14 protein-coding genes are annotated in these 16,054 nt (G+C 69.0%); 7 read left to right on the top strand and 7 right to left on the bottom strand.

The annotated features are described in order from the left end of the window. Positions 1 to 34: 34 nt before the first annotated feature. The 5 genes from JNO44_RS34930 to JNO44_RS34950 all read left to right on the top strand — a co-directional run bounded on the left by JNO44_RS34930 (position 35) and on the right by JNO44_RS34950 (position 5,497). On the top strand, positions 35 to 1,177 hold the full coding sequence (locus JNO44_RS34930; protein WP_205367975.1) for a PP2C family protein-serine/threonine phosphatase: 1,143 nt from the start codon (positions 35 to 37) through the stop codon (positions 1,175 to 1,177). Positions 1,178 to 1,367: 190 nt separating this feature from the next. Next, a complete protein-coding gene (locus JNO44_RS34935) occupies positions 1,368 to 2,168 on the top strand; it encodes a GNAT family N-acetyltransferase (RefSeq protein WP_205367978.1) in 801 nt (266 codons plus the stop codon). A gap of 196 nt (positions 2,169 to 2,364) precedes the next feature. Continuing rightward, positions 2,365 to 3,357, top strand: a complete 993-nt coding sequence (locus JNO44_RS34940) for an esterase/lipase family protein (RefSeq protein ID WP_240167802.1) — start codon at positions 2,365 to 2,367, stop codon at positions 3,355 to 3,357. Between the two features lie 506 nt (positions 3,358 to 3,863). Continuing rightward, the gene (locus JNO44_RS34945; RefSeq protein ID WP_240168019.1) at positions 3,864 to 5,054 is read left to right on the top strand and encodes a S53 family peptidase; all 1,191 of its coding nucleotides are present in this window, start codon (positions 3,864 to 3,866) and stop codon (positions 5,052 to 5,054) included. Between the two features lie 218 nt (positions 5,055 to 5,272). Beyond that, complete coding sequence (locus tag JNO44_RS34950) at positions 5,273 to 5,497, top strand: DivIVA domain-containing protein (RefSeq protein WP_205367980.1); 225 nt, start codon at positions 5,273 to 5,275, stop codon at positions 5,495 to 5,497. A gap of 45 nt (positions 5,498 to 5,542) precedes the next feature. Here the strand turns inward: JNO44_RS34950 and JNO44_RS34955 are convergent, their stop codons facing one another. Further along, the gene (locus tag JNO44_RS34955; RefSeq protein ID WP_205367982.1) at positions 5,543 to 6,598 is read right to left on the bottom strand and encodes a YncE family protein; all 1,056 of its coding nucleotides are present in this window, start codon (positions 6,596 to 6,598) and stop codon (positions 5,543 to 5,545) included. Positions 6,599 to 6,745: 147 nt separating this feature from the next. Between JNO44_RS34955 and JNO44_RS34960 the strand changes: the two genes are divergently transcribed. Both JNO44_RS34960 and JNO44_RS34965 read left to right on the top strand, forming a co-directional pair. Continuing rightward, positions 6,746 to 7,657, top strand: a complete 912-nt coding sequence (locus tag JNO44_RS34960; protein WP_205367984.1) for a LysR family transcriptional regulator — start codon at positions 6,746 to 6,748, stop codon at positions 7,655 to 7,657. A gap of 694 nt (positions 7,658 to 8,351) precedes the next feature. Further along, complete coding sequence (locus JNO44_RS34965) at positions 8,352 to 9,320, top strand: terpene synthase family protein (protein WP_205367986.1); 969 nt, start codon at positions 8,352 to 8,354, stop codon at positions 9,318 to 9,320. 173 nt (positions 9,321 to 9,493) lie between these two features. Here the strand turns inward: JNO44_RS34965 and JNO44_RS34970 are convergent, their stop codons facing one another. The 6 genes from JNO44_RS34970 to JNO44_RS34995 form a co-directional block, all read right to left on the bottom strand. Next, the gene (locus JNO44_RS34970; RefSeq protein WP_205367988.1) at positions 9,494 to 10,843 is read right to left on the bottom strand and encodes a cytochrome P450; all 1,350 of its coding nucleotides are present in this window, start codon (positions 10,841 to 10,843) and stop codon (positions 9,494 to 9,496) included. A 116-nt stretch (positions 10,844 to 10,959) separates the two neighbouring features. Beyond that, positions 10,960 to 11,583: a GTP-binding protein gene (locus tag JNO44_RS34975; RefSeq protein ID WP_205367989.1), complete on the bottom strand. Its 624-nt coding sequence runs from the start codon at positions 11,581 to 11,583 to the stop codon at positions 10,960 to 10,962. Further along, positions 11,564 to 11,935, bottom strand: coding sequence for a DUF742 domain-containing protein (locus tag JNO44_RS34980; RefSeq protein ID WP_102924802.1), 372 nt, complete (start codon positions 11,933 to 11,935; stop codon positions 11,564 to 11,566). Before JNO44_RS34980 ends, JNO44_RS34975 begins: the two co-directional genes overlap by 20 nt. After that, on the bottom strand, positions 11,932 to 12,318 hold the full coding sequence (locus tag JNO44_RS34985) for a roadblock/LC7 domain-containing protein (protein WP_039629233.1): 387 nt from the start codon (positions 12,316 to 12,318) through the stop codon (positions 11,932 to 11,934). The genes JNO44_RS34980 and JNO44_RS34985 overlap by 4 nt, the downstream gene beginning before the upstream one ends. A gap of 50 nt (positions 12,319 to 12,368) precedes the next feature. Then, the gene (locus JNO44_RS34990) at positions 12,369 to 13,751 is read right to left on the bottom strand and encodes a sensor histidine kinase (RefSeq protein ID WP_240168021.1); all 1,383 of its coding nucleotides are present in this window, start codon (positions 13,749 to 13,751) and stop codon (positions 12,369 to 12,371) included. A gap of 1,116 nt (positions 13,752 to 14,867) precedes the next feature. Continuing rightward, positions 14,868 to 16,025 (bottom strand): ferritin-like domain-containing protein, encoded by a 1,158-nt coding sequence (locus tag JNO44_RS34995; protein WP_205367991.1) that lies wholly within the window; start codon positions 16,023 to 16,025, stop codon positions 14,868 to 14,870. Positions 16,026 to 16,054 lie beyond the last annotated feature (29 nt).

A 16,054-nucleotide genomic window follows, 5' to 3' on the forward strand; every position in this document is an offset into this window, starting at 1 on the left:
GTGTGGTGCAGCACGGCAGAGCGGGAGCGGGGACGTGAGGACGTCGAGCGCGGGGCGCGCCACGCTCGGGCGCTGGTTTCTGCGTCACCTTCACTTCCTTCCCGTCCTCCTGCTCGTCGGAGGCGCGCTCTTCGACTACGCCACCTCCCCGCACGTGAGTGCGGAAGCCTTCTATACGGCAGCGCCGATGACGGCTGCCGCGCTGCTGTCGCTCCGCGCGACCATCCTGGCGGGCATCGGCGCCTGTGCCACCGATGTCGCGCTGCTCACCCACTTCGGTCTGATCGGGGATTCCGGTGGGTGGAGCGAGCTGGCGGCGGTCGTGACCGTCTCGGCCCTCGCCATCGTCGTCAACCGCCTCATGTACTACAGCTACGCGCGCATGCAGTCCGCACGCAGGATCGCCCTCGCCGCGCAGCGCGCGGTGCTGCCGCAGCCACCGGCCTCGATCGGACCGCTGCAGATCGCGGTGCGCTACCAGGCGGCCGTGAAGGACGCCCAGATCGGCGGCGACCTCTACAGCGCCCAGGACACTCCGTACGGCGTGCGGTGTCTGGTGGGCGATGTGCGGGGCAAGGGCCTGGACGCGGTCAAGGTGGTGGCCGTGGCCATGGGTGCGTTCCGGGAGGCCGCCGAGGAGGAACCCACGCTCGCCGGGGTCGCGGCCAGGCTGGAGCGGGCCCTGCTCCGGGAAAGGTGCCTGCGGACGGGCCCCGAGCGCATCGAGGGTTTCGTCACCGGCGTCCTCGTCGAGATCCCGCACGGCCACGATCAACTGCGGCTGCTCAACCGCGGCCACCCGGCCCCGCTGGTACTGCACGGCGGCCGGGTGCACACCGCGGAACCGTCCGTACCGGCCCTTCCCCTGGGACTGGCGGAACTGGGCACCGGCCAGGACCGGACCGACACCGTGCCCTTCCCCTCAGGGGCCACGCTCCTGCTGTACACCGACGGCCTGAACGAGGCGCGCAACCGCGCCGGAGACTTCTTCGACCCCACGGCCGGGCTGACCGGGGTCGAGTTCCCCGGGCCGGACGCACTGCTCGACGCCCTCCTCAGCGAGGTGAACCGCCACTCCGCAGGCCGCATCACCGACGACATGGCGCTGCTCGCCGTCACCCGCACACCACCCGCGACGGACCACGGGCCGCAACGGCGCGCGCACGGCGAACGATAGGGCGCAGGGCCCGGCCCGCCCCGGGCAACCCAACGGACGGTACGAGTACCGCGAGTTCGCGCCCGCCCCCGATGCGGCCGGACGTCAACGACGTGAGGCCCGAGACGGCAGGACGCACCGCCCCGTGTCGCCGGATTCGTGTAGGAGTGGGGGAAGGGTTTCTCCAAGCTCACTGACCTGTGGGGTTACGTTGACCGATCTTGCGGAGTCCGTCGAATCGATGGAACAGCTCACCGTGGCCTGGCGCGCCATGGTGCTCGACCGCGACGCAGCTGCGGACGTGCGGGACCTTCCGGGCATCGCCGTGCGCTGGGCCGACTGTCGATTCCCCTTCTGGAACTGCCTCACCCTCACCGATGTGGGCGCGGACGCAGGGCTCCTCGGGCAACGCCTGGGCCAGGCAGCGGACATCATGCGCGCGAAGAAGCGCCCCGGCTTCCTGTGGCTCTTCGAGGACCTCCTCGACGACGGGGCTCGCCGCGCGCTGGAGACCGCGGCGAAGCAGGCAGGTCTTCGGCATGCCTTCCCCGGTTGGGGCATGGCCGGGGACCTGCTCCCCCTGCCCGAGCCGGTCCACCCCGAGCTGACGTTCGTGCGGGTGACCACCGATGAGCAGTTGCAGGTCTACGCGGACCTCAATTCGCGCGGCTACGGGTTCCCCTTGGCGACGGGCCGCGACGGACTCGCCGGATCCGCGCTGTGGAAGAACGAGGTGTACGCCTACCTGGGCATGCGCGGCGACGTTCCGGTGACCTGCGCGGGAGCGGTCGAAGCAGCAGGCCGCCTGTTCGTCGCGCTGGTCGCAACGGACCCGGAGTGGCAGCGCCGGGGCTACGGCGAGGCGGTCACGCGCAAGGCGCTGTACGAGGGCGCCCGGGCCACCGGACTGACCCGCGCCACCTTGCACGCGACCGCCGCCGGGGCCCCCGTGTACCCGCGCATCGGGTTCACATCGAACTCGCCGATCCACTTCTACGGCCTGAAAGCCTGATCCGACGCCGCGGGCCCCTGCCCCATCCGCCAGGCCCCTGCCTGGGAGCGGCTCCGTTCGCCGTAACCGCATTGGTACAGGATGATTACCGGCCGTAACCTATCTCTCAGTCACCACGTTGGCCCTTGCGATCCGAATCCCAGGCGAACGGCTCACGGATCACTTCGGAGTCCGCTCACCCCGCAAGGAGCACCGTATGAAGCTGCGTTGGTCGCGACTGCTCACCACCCTGCCTGCGGTCGCCCTGGCCGCCGGCCTCACCACCTCACCCGTCGCCGCCGCCCACCCGCCTGCCACCGCGCTTCCCGGCAAACCACTCGGGTCGCCCCTCCCGACGTCCTTCTCCTCCGCCCCCCGCGGGCCGTTGGGGCTGCCCCTCCTCAAGTCATCCGTCGCGGGCCCCCCACGTCACACGCCGTGGGCGGCCACCGTCAGCAGCGGCTGGAACGACTTCTCCTGCCGGCCCTCCGCCCGGCACCCTCGCCCGGTCGTCCTCGTCCACGGCACCCTCGCCAACTCCGTCGACAACTGGCTTGGTCTCGCGCCCTACTTGGTGGCCCGCGGGTACTGCGTGTTCTCCCTGACGTACGGCCAGTTGCCCGGTCTCCCCCTCGTCGGCGGGCTCGGTCCGATCGACGCCTCGGCCGAGCAACTCGCCCTGTTCGTCGACCGGGTGCGGGCCGCGACGGACTCGCGGAAGGTCGACATCGTCGGCCAGTCGCAGGGCGGCATGATGCCGCGGGTGTACATGAAGTTCCACGGCGGTCGCCACAAGGTGCACACGCTGGTCGGACTGGCCCCCGACAACCACGGCACCGACCTGCACGGCCTGGCCGCACTGGTGGACATCGCCCCGATCAAGCAGACCCTCCACACGCTCACCCCGGGGCTGATCCAACAGAAGGCCGGCTCCCCACTGCTGCGTCGCCTGAACGCCGGTGGCGACACCCTTCCCGGTATCCACTACACCGTCATCGCCACCAAGTACGACGAGGTCGTCACGCCCCTCGGCTCGGAGTTCCTGCACGGCCCCCATGTCCACAACATTCTGATCCAGCACCTGTGCCCAGTGGACGTCTCCATGCACGCGAGCATCGGTCTGATCGACCGGATCGCCTTCCACGAGACCGCCAACGCGCTCGACCCGGCACACGCCATCCCCACCACCTGCGCCTCCGCCCTGAGCTGAGCCCCGACGGGACGATCGGGGGGCGGACTTGAGGCGGCGCCTCCGGGGAGGGGAGCGCCGCCCTGCGCCGTGCCGCAGGCGCGACGGGCCGAGGGGGAAGTGCGGCCGGCGACGGCCGCCCCGGCGAGGCCGTACGGCGGACCCAGGGAAAGCCTTTGCCGTAGCTCGGTGTCTCCTTGACGCAGGGTTCACTACTTTTCAATGGAGCCACCACTCAACGGGGTGGCACGACTGAGTGCACGTGCGCAACTCATCACCGGCACAATGGCCCCTGACGGGACATCACGTCCGCGCACCGCCAGTGAAATGTCATGCTCTTGACAGGACACGCGTATGCGCAGCACATGACGTGCATGCCGCCCCGGGAGCGCCGTCCGCCGGCTCCTTCCCCCACGGAGGTCGATCCCTTGCGTTCCCTACGAAAGGGCAGATCCGATCGCACGAGAGGGCTGGCGCGCCGCGGCGTCCCGGCCCTGCTGTCGGCGGCAACCCTCGTCATCGGCGGCATGATCGCCGCCAGCCCCTCCAGCGCCGCACCGGCGGCGCCCACAACCCACGCGCCCCTCACCGCATCCGCGGCCCGCGCGCACGTCCACACCCACCGGCTGTGTGCGCACCCGTCGGAGCCCGGCTACATGGCCTGCAACGCGGTGGCCCGCACGGACGTCACACAGCAGCTGTCCCTCCGGCCGCACGCCGCCCCCTCCGGCTACGGCCCCAGCGACCTGCAGAGCGCGTACAACCTGCCCCAGTCGGGCGGCTCAGGCCAGACGGTGGCGATCATCGACGCCAACGACGACCCCAACGCCGAGCAGGACCTGGCGACGTACCGTTCCCAGTACGGCCTGCCCGAATGCACCACCGCCAACGGCTGCTTCCAGAAGGTCGACCAGAACGGCGGCAGCAACTACCCGGCGCCGGACTCGGGTTGGGCCGGTGAGATATCCCTCGACGTCGACATGGTCAGCGCCGCCTGCCCGCAGTGCCACATCCTGCTGGTCGAGGCGAACAGCGCCAGCATGGACGACCTGGGGACGGCGGTGAACCGCGCCGTCGCCATGGGCGCCAAGTTCGTCTCCAACAGCTACGGCGGCGGCGAGGACTCCACCGACGCCACCTCCGACGAGAAGTACTTCAACCACCCGGGCGTCGCCATCACCGTCAGCTCCGGCGACAGCGGCTACGGCGTCGAGTACCCGGCGGCCTCGCAGTACGTCACCGCGGTCGGCGGCACCTCACTCCAGCAGGACAGCAGCGCCCGCGGCTGGAGCGAGACCGTCTGGGGCTCCAGTGCGGGCGGCGAGGGCGCCGGTTCCGGCTGCTCCCAGTACGACAACAAACCTGCCTGGCAGCAGGACTCCGGGTGCGCCAACCGCACCGTGGCGGACGTCGCCTCGGTCGCCGACCCGGCCACCGGCCTCGCGGTCTACGACACCTACCAGGCCAGCGGCTGGAACGTCTACGGCGGCACCAGCGCCTCGGCCCCCTTCATCGCCGGCGTCTACGCCCTCGCGGGCGCCCCGGGCGCGAGCGACACCCCCGCCTCCTACCCGTACACCCACACCTCCGCGCTGAACGACGTCACCAGCGGCGCCAACGGCTCCTGCTCCCCGTCGTACCTCTGCACCGCCGGCGACGGCTACGACGGCCCGACCGGCCTCGGCACCCCGAACGGCACCGCGGCCTTCGCCAAGTGAGGTGGCGCGAGTCGACGCAGGAATCGTGAGCAAGCAGTGAACCGGCAGGCCCTCACGTAGCCGACTGCCACCCCACCGACAGCCACAGTCCGGCGGCCTTTCGAGGCGCCGGACTGTGGCGCGGGGCGGTGAGCGCCGACCGCCGTGCCCGAGTGTCAGTGCGCAGGAGTACCTTTCCTTCTGTCGGTTGCAGACATGAGAGAAGCACGGGGGTGCGCATGGTGTTCTCACGCAAGGCGAGGGAGTCGGGCGGCGGTTTCGGATTCGCTCTGGTGCGGCGGGGCTACGACCGCGGACAGGTCGATGCGTACATCGAGCGGCTGTCCCAGGCCGCACCATCGGCCGGGCCGCCGGCGTTCGACCTGGTGCGGCGGGGCTACGACCGGGGGCAGGTCGACGCCCTCATCGAGGAGTTGCGGTCCCGCAGGGCGGCCGGAGAGTAGTCGTCGCCGAGCCGGTGGCCGGCAGGGGCGGCGTCCCCCCACAGATCAGGCCGGACGCGGGATGTACGCCAGGCCGTGCGCGCCGGGGGCACCGAGCTTGGCGATGTCCAGCCGGGCCAGGCACTCCAGCGTCTCCAGGTCGACGATGTCGACGGTGGAGGAGACGACGCCTGCCACATAGGCGAGCCGGCCATCGGGCGACGACGTGATCGTCAGCGGCAGGAGCCCCACCTCGGCCTCGCCCAGTTCCTTGCGGGTGTCGGCGGAGAACACCTTGAGGCGACCCGGTGCCTGGCGCCCGAGTCCGGAGTTCGGGTCGGGTGCCATGTGTGCCTCACCGGCGAGCAGCTTGCCCGTCGACGTCATGTGCAGCGGCAGGACGACGCTCCCCGTGGGCAGCGTGTCGACGACGGAGGCCGTGCGGGCGTCGATGACCCGGATTCCCGTGGCCGTCCGCTCCTCAGCAGCGCTGAAGAAGGGACCGGCGTAGGGCGAGGCCACGAAGACGTGTGCACCGTCGACGGACACGGCCAGTCCCTCGCTGCCCGGCACCTCGACCTTTGCGGCGAGGACTCCCCGTTCGAGGTTGACGACCGAGACGAACGGCGCCTCCTTGTTGCTGGCGTAACCCGTCCTTCCCGCCGGGTCGATGGCGAACCAGTGCGGGCCGGGCGCTTCGGTGTCGATCCTGCCCGTGGGACGGCGCGTCTGCGTGTCGATCACCACGACGCCGCCGGGGCGGTCCGCGGAGCCCTCCACGCTGACGTAGAGGCGGTGGCGCTCGGTGTCCAACGCCAGCCCGTGCGGGCCGTGTTCGGGGGCAAGGTCGACGACCTCGACGACGCTCCGCGTGTCGGGATCGATGGCGACCACCTCGGTGCGTCGGCCGCTGTTGTCGTGGTAGTAGCCCGAGTGGTACGTCGTGGTGCACCACAGCAGCCGCTGCGTCGGGTCGAAACACAGCTCGTGCGGCTCGGCGGGGACTTCCAGTGTGTCGAGGTGCCGGTCCGAGGCGGCGTCGAAGAACGACACCGTCGGCCCGCTCTGGCTGACCACGGCCAGCACATCGCCTTCCCGACCGGCGCGGGGGGACTGTTGCACAACGTACTCCTAGAACGTGGCGAAGGTGATGTCATGTCACGCGGATTCGCGGACACCTCCACTCTCCGTGCCGGAAGATTCCGCGGCAATGCAAAGATTGGCATCACATCATTGCCTCAGGCGTAAAAATGCAGTTCAGGAGCATCGATGGACCTCAATCTGCTACGCGCCCTGGACGCCCTGCTCCAGGAGAACAGCGTCACCCGTGCCGCGGAGCGACTGGGCACCTCCCCCGCGGCGACCAGTCGGACGCTGGCGCGTCTCCGCCGTGCGGTCGGCGACCCCCTGTTGGTCCGTGCGGGCCAGCAGATGGCCCCCACCCCGCGAGCCCTGGAACTCCGGGAGGAGGTCGGCGCGTTGCTGCGCAACTGCGACAAGGTCCTGCGCCCCGGGGCCGGCTTCGATCCCGCACAGCTGCAACGGACCTTCACCGTGCAGGCCACCGACCTCCTCCTGGCGGGGCTGGCCGGCACCCTGACCGACCGGATCCACACCGAAGCCCCACACGTGGACGTGGTCTTCCTGCCGGAGGCGGTGGAGGGCGGCCCCGCCCTGCGGCAGGGCTGGGTGGATGTCGAACTGGGCGTCCTCGGGCACCTCGACCCGGAGATCCGGACCCGACCGCTCACCAAGATCGCGCTGCTCGGCGTGGCCCGCAGCGACCATCCCCTGTTCGACCGGCCGATCGACGCCCGCCGGTTCGCCGAAGCCGGCCACATCGGGATCTCCCGGCTCGGCAAACGCCGCGGGCCGATCGACCAGGCACTCGCCGAACTCGGACTGCAGCGCCGGATCGCGGTCGTCGTCCCCAGTCACACCAGCGCGATGATTCTCGCCCGGGACACCGACCTCGTCGCCCTCACCCTGGCCGACTGGCTCCCGGACGCCATCGCCGCACTGGGACTGCGCACCTTCCCCCTCCCCCTCGACGTGGCACCCCTCGACCTCGGAATGGCCTGGCACCCGCGCAACTCCGCCGATCCGGGCCATCGTTGGTTCCGTGACCGCCTGGCGGCTGCCGTCCCGGCCCCTTCGGAGACGGCGCACGAGGACTCTTGAGGGGCACTCCCCCGCGCCGCCGACAGGCAGGACGCCCCCTTTTGACTCTTCTGGTGGAGGTTTCCAGCCACATGACCCATCGTGACCGGAGTCGGGATCCGGGCGGAGACATGATGCAGGGGCCAGGAGCCGGGCAAAGGCCCGCTGAGCCGCACGGGGCCACGCCCACCCCACCCGGCGACGTCAGGCACAGGCACCCGATAAGGGCGCGTACTGCTGACGGGCAGTGATTCAGGAGGCCCCCTGTACACCCGTGCAGCGTTGCGCAATTCTTGTTCCGACCGACGAAGTGGCCGGAACCCACAGCTGACACACGCAGGCAAGTTCGCCCGATGCTCTACCAGGCCCCTGAGGAGCATTGCCGTGCCGCCAACCGCGCATTTACCGCAAGTGCTGGACGCACCGCCTCGTGATCGGCCCCACCCGCCCTCGTCCGTACACGACCCGTGGCGATGGTCACGCTGGCGCTCCCTCCACCCGCCGCCAGTGGCCCTCAGGTTGGCTGCGCGATTGCCTCTCCCGCCCGCACCGCGGCATGCGTGCGAGGCCGACGCGGGCCCCGATTCCCCACCGGTGTCCCCGATTTCACGCTGACACCGACTGCACTGATCAGCCGAGGCGCACTCCTCCGGACGTCGGCGATCCAGCGGGACCGTGACGGCCGCGCCTACGCGAAAGGAAGGCAGCGACACACATGCAACTCGAAGATTTCGGCAGCACCATCCCCTTTCCTTCGCGCATCAATCCACACCTGGAAGAGATCCGCACCGGCCATGAAGAATGGCTTCGGAGGCATCACCTCATCTCGGATGACGCCGATGCCGAGAGCTTCAAGGAATGGAAAATGGTCGAGCTGGCCGCCCGGGCCTACCCGGACGCAACCGCTCGCGGCCTTCGCATCGCTGCCGACGCGATGGGCTGGTTCTTCCGGTTCGACGACCTTTTCGACGGCGGACCGCTCGCCTGCGACATCACCCAGGCATCGGCATTGATCGCGGTCGTCACCGGTATCGCGGAGGATCCCGACTCCGCGCCGGAGACCGACGAAGCGCCCGTCATCAGCGCGTTCCGGGATATCCGTAGACGAAGTGCGCGAGGCATGTCGGCGGAATGGATCGCGCGATCAGCCGATCACTGGCGCGGATACTTCCAGGGCAACCTCAAGGAAATCGTGATCCGGACCGCCGGGGCTCCCATCTCGCTGAAGAAGCTGATCGGTCTGCGTCGCTACACGATCGCCGCCGCGCCTTCGGCCGACCTCAACGAGTGCGCGTGCGTCTTCGAGATTCCCGAGAGAGTGGCACAGAACCCCTACTTCCAAGGCATGGAGGCCGACACCGCAGACGCGATCATCTTCGTCAACGACCTGTGGTCGGCGAGCAAGGAAGAGTCGGCCGGGGAGCCGTTCAACGCCATCTCGGTCATCCAAGACGAGGCGCACTGCGATCGCCGCACGGCGCAATTCACGGTCGCCGGCCTGCTGGATGACTGCGTTCGGCGGTTCACCCATCGAAAGGAGTGCTTCGAAGAGTGGCTGGGCATCCAGAACCTGTCAGAACGTGAACGCTCGGCGGCAGTTCACCAGGCGGCACATCTGCAGGACTGGATACGCGCCAACTACGACTGGTCACTTGAATCGTCCCGCTACCGCGCATGCTCGTAGCGCATGCCGAGCCGGCTCTGACCGAGTCCCGCCCCCGTTCCCACCACTGATGGGCCGCCGCATCACACACGCGCCAAGAGGCGCACGCCGGGGCACTGATACCTACATCGGTGCCCCGGCGTGCGCCTCTTGGGGGTTTCGAGAGGCGCACGATGTGCGCTCCCGTAACCCCGCTACTTCCCTGACAGCCACCCCTTCAGCCGGCTCCACCAGGGGACATGCGCCCTGGGCAGGTCGGCCGAGGAGATCGCCGCGAGCGAGTCCCCTGCGGCTTCCCGGCCGCCGTCGACGGCCCCCTGGGAGGCGGGAGCGTCGTCCACACCGTCCGCCGATACACCGGTCGTCGTGGCGAGACCCTCTCGCCGGCTCGGGGTGAACTTCACCGGGAGCGAGGTCAGATGGCGGGCGATCCAATGGGACACCCACCTCAGCTCGCTCTCGGGAACGGCCAGCTCGATATCGGGCAACCGCATCAGCAGGATGTCGATTCCCGTGTCGACGACGGCCCGACCGATGTCCTGGCCGGGGCACTCGTGCGGACCGCCGGTGAAGGCGAGGTGGGAACGGTTGCCGTGCATGGGCACCGAGAGATCGGGGCGAATAACGGGATCGGCGTTACCGGCGGCCAGACCGAGCAGGAGCATGTCCCCGGCCTTGATGGACTGACCGGCGAGTTCCGTGTCCCCGGTGGCCCACCGGGCCGGCGCGACCGCGGTCGGCGGCTCGTCCCACAGCATCTGCTCCAAGGCGTCGGGCAGGGTCATGCTGCCGCCCGTGAGCGAGGCCCGGAAGCGGGGATCGGTGAGCACCATGCGCAGGGTGTTCGCGATCAAATTGGTGGTGTTCTCGTTCGCCGCGATGGCGACGAGTCGCAGATGCTGTGCGACTTCCTCGTCCGTGAGGTTGGCCGAGTGGCCGATCAACCACGAGGTGATGTCGGGACCAGGAGCTGCGCGTTTGCGGGCGACCAGCTCATCCAGCGTCGCCACGAGGTATTCGTTGCTCTTGAAGGCCGTCTCCGAGCCCCTGAGAAGGTCCCGGGTGGCCTCGACCAGCCGCGGACCGGTCTCGTCGGGCATACCGAGGAGCTGCGACACCACGCGCAGCGGCAGTTGCTCCGCGAACTGGCTCACGAGGTCGGCTTGTCCATTGCCGATGAATTCGTCGATCAGTTGATGGGCGGATCGGGTGACGCAGCGACGGATTCCACGGCGGTCGAATCGCGTCATGCTGTCGGTGAGCGCGACCCGAAGCCTCTCGTGCTCCGAGCCGTCCATGAAGAGGCAGACGGGCTGCCAGGCGAGAGCCGGCATCAACGGTGAGTCCGCCGCGACCTTGTTTTCCTTGAAACAGTGCCAGATACGGGAGTCGTGGCTGAAGCGGGTGGGCGTGCGGAGAACTTCGAGGTTCTCCCGATATCCGAGGACCAGCCAGGCCGGAAGGTCGCCGTCCACCAGGACGGGCGCCACGGCCCCGTGCTTGGCGCGCAGTCGTTCGTAGAAGCCCGTTGCATCGTTCACCACCTCGGGCCCGAAGAGCCGCGCCAGTCCTTCGGTGTCCCAGACTCGGGCGTGCGCGGGACATTCCGGGGGCGGGCCGGATACGGACGTCGTGCTGGGCTGATTCGTGTCAGAGGCGGTCAACGGGGCTCCGAGGCTGTGGTGGTGAGGGCGTACAGATAGCGCATGAGGGTCAGCAGGGCATCGCGGCTGGAGGCGCGGTCACGGGCGTCACAATCGACCATGGGAACGTCATCGGGGAGATCCATGGCCGCGCGGAGATCCGACATCGGGTAGGCAGGGGCGTCCGGGAAGGCATTGATGGCGACGACGAAAGGCAGGCCGCGTTCCTCCAGCCGGCCGATCACGTCGAAGCTGTCGTCCAGGCGTCGGGTGTCGATCAGGACCACGGCCCCCAGCGCGCCTTCGAAGAGGCCGTTCCACAGGAACCAGAAGCGCTGCTGGCCCGGAGTGCCGAAGAGATACAGCACCAGTTCGCTACTGAGGCTGATCCGGCCGAAGTCCATCGCCACCGTGGTCTCGGTCTTGCGCTCGACCCCGACGATGTCGTCCACTCCGACACCGGCTTGCGTCATGGTCTCCTCGGTGGTCAGCGGGCGAATTTCGCTCACCGAGCCGACCAGAGTGGTCTTTCCCACTCCGAAGCCACCGACGATCACTACCTTGACCGCCGTGGAGGCCGAGGCCGGTAGGGTGTCCTCGCTCCGGGGGCCGACGACGGGCTCAGAGATTTTGCAGTCCATGCATCACCGCCTCCAATAGTTCGACATCGGGCAACGAGGCCGTCGGGATCGGCGCCCGGGCCTCGGCGTGGCCGCTCTCCAGCAGATCCGCGAGTAATACCGTGACCACACTGACCGGCAGATGGACGTATGCGGAGATCTCGGCGATCGATAGCGGGTAGTCGCATATCCGGAGGATGGCGGCCTGCTCCGGCTGCATGCTCGAAGTGGGCCGATGCCGGGTCACGATCAGCGTGACCATGTCCAGAGGCGCCGCTTCGGATGGCGCGCTCCGGCCGGACGTCAGGACATAGAGCCGCTCGGGACCGCCTTCTTCCCAATTCCGGTGCTTTTCCGGTTTCGAGTCGCTCACGGGACCTGCCGGTCGGCCCGCGGCGGGCTTGTGAGATGTTGGCCGATCCGGGCGACCAGGTCCCGCATCCCCTGTCCCATGAGGCCGGCGTCCACATCGTCATCGGCCAGTACCGCCAGGTACGCCCCGGCGCCGGCCGCCATCAGGTAGAAGAAGCCGCCGTTGACCTCGATGACGACCAGCTTCATCTGCCCGTCGCCGTGCGGGAATTCGGCGGCGATGGCCGCCGACAGGCTCTGCAGGCCGGCACAGGCAGCGGCGAGGCGATCCGCGGTGTCCTCGTCCGTACCGTACTGAGCCATGCACAAACCGTCCGAGGACAGCACCACGACGTCACGGGTGTGCGGAACACTCGACGCCAGGCCCTCGAGCATCCAGTTCATATTGAGTCGCTGCTGTGTCACCACTTACTTACTCATCCTTACCTAATGACTCAGTTACGCTCGGACTCTTTATCGCTCAGGCCGTGGGGACGAGGTGCGGGGGACTCAGCTCGGGACTCGCCGGAGATACCCTCCTGGAAGGCGGCCAGCCACAACCCGGCCTGCGGGGGTGGAGCGGCTGACACCGAGGTGTCGGATTCCGTGGGAGTCGAGGCCACGGACTTCTGCCGCAGGGGCGGAATCACGGCACGGGTACGGCGCCTGCGTTGCGGCAGCCCGTTGGCGTTGCGCGGAGAGACGGCGGGCACGGGCTCCTCGGCGAGCCCCTCCACGCGGCGCATCGGACCACCGGGGCGCCGGGGCGGCGGCAGCACAGCGGCCTTGGCCATGGCTCCGCCGGGCACCGGAGTCGCGGTGATCATCTCCGGCGGAACGATCAGGACCACGCGCACGCCGCCGTACGCGGAACTCCGGAAGGAGACCTTGAAGTTGTTCGTGCGGGCCAGCCGGCCGACCACGGCCAGGCCGAGTCGCGGTGACTCGCCCAGGTCGTCCAGGTCGAGTCCGGTGGGCGAGTCCTGCGCCAGGGCGCGCTCGGCGCGCAGGCGGGCCTCATCGGTCAGGCCGATCCCGGCGTCCTCCATCTCGATGGCCACACCGGTCTGGATCTCGGTCGCGGTCAGATGGACCCGGGTCTGGGGCGGTGAATAGCGGGTGGCGTTGTCCAGCAGTTCGGACAGGGCGTGGATCAGCGGTTCGACACCGCGTCCGAGAATGCCGACCTCGGCCACGGAGTGCAGGTCGACGCGCTGGTAGTCGATGATCCGGGACATCGCGCCGCGGAGCACGTTGAACAGCGGGATGGTCTGCTGCCACTGGCGGCCGGGCCGAGCTCCACCGAGCACGGCGATGCTGTCCGCGAGCCGGCCGACCAGGGCGGTGCGGTGGTCGAGGCGCAGCAAGTCACCGAAGACTTCGGGGTCATGGCCGTGCTTGTCCTCCATCTCCCGCAGTTCCTGGGACTGTTGGTGGACGATGGCCTGGACGCGCCGAGCGATGTTGACGAAGGCCCGCTGGGCGGAGTCGCGCAGGTCTTCCTCGGCCTCGACGGCCTCCAGGACGTAGCGCAGCACTGCCCGGTAGGCGGCCTCGAACTCGGGGCTGACGCGGGAGACATGGACGACGTTGCGGAGCACATCCTCGGCACGGGAGCCCTGTTGGAGCTGGGCCATGGCCGTGGGCAGGGTCTCCTTTGCCATCCGCACGGTTTCGGCTTCCTGCTGGGCAAGGTGGCCGAGCAGGACGGACTCTCGCTTGGCGTACTGCTTGCGCAGTTCGTCGAGCACACGTCCTCGGCGTGCCGCCTCCCCGCCTGCGACAGCCACCACCACCGTCGCGAGGACGCCGATCGTGACGACCGGGGCGCGAGCCATTGACGGCGTCAGCGCCACGGCCACGGCCGTGCACACGGCCAGCAGTACGGACGGCAACAGCCATATCGGGGCGGAAGCGGGCCCCGAACTTCCGGGGGGCGAACCAGCACGAACCATCGGCATCCTCAGAGCACTAAAGGGTATGGACAGGGCGATGTACATGGCGTTCATGGGCGCCATGAGAAGGCCGCCTGCACAAGATCGACGACCGTCGGAGCACGCTCACCAATTGCTTGGTGGTAGCGCGTTCCAAGGCGGCGTTCCGCACGTCTGAGGCCGGGTCCCAGGACGCCCGAGCCTTTGTGCGATTCGGCGGCACCACAACAGCAAGCGACGACGTGCGGTAATCGCCACAACTCGCTGCGCGACAGCGAGCATAGCGGGGTCGAGGTGTTTCTGCGGCCCGAGTGCGTATAACACACAACTGCACTCGTGTACGAAATTTAGAATGTGCGTTCGACTCGGGGATTCGACGGAATCAGAGATTGCACAAGCCGCTGTCGCGCCGGCGAAGGGAAGGGAGTTGACCTGCGACGACGCGAGGACGTGCGCGTCAAGGCCAACTCCGACATCGAAGTCGGGAGCGCGTTCCGGAGGTCGAGCGTAGCCGGCGAGATCGCCAACTGCCGCCGACTGGCAGGCACCAAGAGGCCGTCGGGGATGCGAAGCGGCGGGCCGTGGTGGTATGCGTGGCGCGCCAGGTTGACGAATGGCGAGGCCGGGCGCATCCCGGCACTCCTCCCCCTCCCCCGCCCCTGGGGTCAAGCGCCCGACTCATCCACTCCCACGGGAAAGAACTCGGCCAATTTCCGAGATCGACAATTCCCGGCAGGAAAAGTGTCTGGAAACTGCACCGCCGCTGCACAGGAGGATCATCGGCACGCGAGCGTCAGGGATTTCACACGGTGGCCGCGCCCGGCAATCCCCGGAGGAAGACGGCATTTTCCCGCATCCACATAGGCCGAACACCCTGTTGTGGATCGCGCAACTATTGCGCTTCGCGCGGAAGAGGTCGCGACGACGCCGGGAGGGACGGTCGAAAAGTACAGGGTTTTCGCCAGTCTTCGCGTGCATCGGATTGACAGCGCCGCCGACGGATCGCGGCGGGTACGGGCGTCAGGTGGCTCGGCGGGTGGGGAGGGGGCGGAAGGCGGGGCCGTAGGTCCCTCCGCCGCCGGGGATCTCGGTCTCCATCAGTTCCACGGCGGGAGCCTCCAGGCCCCGCATGGCGTGGATGGCCGCTCCCAAGGCGCGGTCGTCACCGGTGTCCCAGGCACGGTCGAGGAAGTCGAGCGTGGTGGAGTAGATGTCGTCGAAGCGTTGCAGAAGTCCCCGCACGTGCGCCGGTGGGTTCGGCCAGCCACCGGCCGGTACCCGGGCCATGGGGCGCGCCTCCGGGAAGGGCACGGGCTCGCCGGTGTACTCCCATCTGTCCCCCGTCCTGCGCAGCCGTCGGCCGTGGTAGATCTCGCTGAAGGCGTAGTAGTGGGCCGGATGGTCGTCCTCGAACGTATCGGATGGGGAACTGGCGGTGCCCTCGCCCTGCTCCTTGATGATCTCCATCACGCGCTCGACGTCGTCGAGGTTCTCGACCGGCCTCAAGACATCCGAGCCGATGTACTGGAACAGTTGCCCCCGCGTGGACAGTTCGGGTGCCGCGGTCCGGAACGCCCGCTGTAGTTCGCCGTAGAAGAGACCGATGCTGAGGTAGTTGTCCAGGCCCTGGGCGAGCGGGGTTTCGGGGGCCTCGATCGCCATCATCACGTCGTGCACGAACGACTTGGTCAGCCCTGACAGGTAGACGGTCACACCGGTGCGCACCCCGCCGGGCAGCGGGCCGGGGTAGACGGGTGCCGCGTCGCTGATTCTCGGCCGGCCGCCCACCGCGACGAGCAGGTTGGACACCACTCCCAGGTGGTACATCTCGTCGCCGACGATGCGTCGGATCAGCCGGGCGGCCTCGCTGTCGCGGTCCTTGACGGACCACCAGCCGCACAAGTAGGCGGGAATGGTGGCGAGTTCGAGTGCCACGGCGACCTGGAGGGCCGACCTGATCCAGGGCACCCCGCGGTCCGGCTCCGGGACGGCGAGCAGGCGTCCCACGGAGCCGCGGCCGGGCGTGGGTGTCCTTCCGTCCGCCGGCGGTTCGGTTGCCTGTGCGGTCCCCGCGACGGAGACGGGCGTGGCGGCCGCAGCGGCGGCGGTTGCCAGGAAGGTCCGGCGTCTGAAGCGGCTGCCGGTCGGTGCGTCCGGGCCTTCCAGTGCGTCAGTCATCCTGCCTCCGCTCACCACTGTGGCCCGGC

This window comes from Streptomyces noursei (genome assembly GCF_016917755.1).
GTDB classification, from domain to species: Bacteria; Actinomycetota; Actinomycetes; order Streptomycetales; family Streptomycetaceae; genus Streptomyces; species Streptomyces yunnanensis.

What these genes read in the sequence shown, in the direction of transcription:
- JNO44_RS34995 (WP_205367991.1), bottom strand. Translation starts at nt 16,025, where the DNA reads ATGACTGACGCACTGGAAGGCCCGGACGCACCGACCGGCAGCCGCTTC.
- JNO44_RS34965 (WP_205367986.1), top strand. Translation starts at nt 8,352, where the DNA reads ATGCAACTCGAAGATTTCGGCAGCACCATCCCCTTTCCTTCGCGCATC.
- JNO44_RS34940 (WP_240167802.1), top strand. Translation starts at nt 2,365, where the DNA reads ATGAAGCTGCGTTGGTCGCGACTGCTCACCACCCTGCCTGCGGTCGCC.
- JNO44_RS34950 (WP_205367980.1), top strand. Translation starts at nt 5,273, where the DNA reads ATGGTGTTCTCACGCAAGGCGAGGGAGTCGGGCGGCGGTTTCGGATTC.
- JNO44_RS34960 (WP_205367984.1), top strand. Translation starts at nt 6,746, where the DNA reads ATGGACCTCAATCTGCTACGCGCCCTGGACGCCCTGCTCCAGGAGAAC.
- JNO44_RS34945 (WP_240168019.1), top strand. Translation starts at nt 3,864, where the DNA reads ATGATCGCCGCCAGCCCCTCCAGCGCCGCACCGGCGGCGCCCACAACC.
- JNO44_RS34990 (WP_240168021.1), bottom strand. Translation starts at nt 13,751, where the DNA reads ATGGCTCGCGCCCCGGTCGTCACGATCGGCGTCCTCGCGACGGTGGTG.
- JNO44_RS34975 (WP_205367989.1), bottom strand. Translation starts at nt 11,583, where the DNA reads ATGGACTGCAAAATCTCTGAGCCCGTCGTCGGCCCCCGGAGCGAGGAC.
- JNO44_RS34985 (WP_039629233.1), bottom strand. Translation starts at nt 12,318, where the DNA reads ATGAACTGGATGCTCGAGGGCCTGGCGTCGAGTGTTCCGCACACCCGT.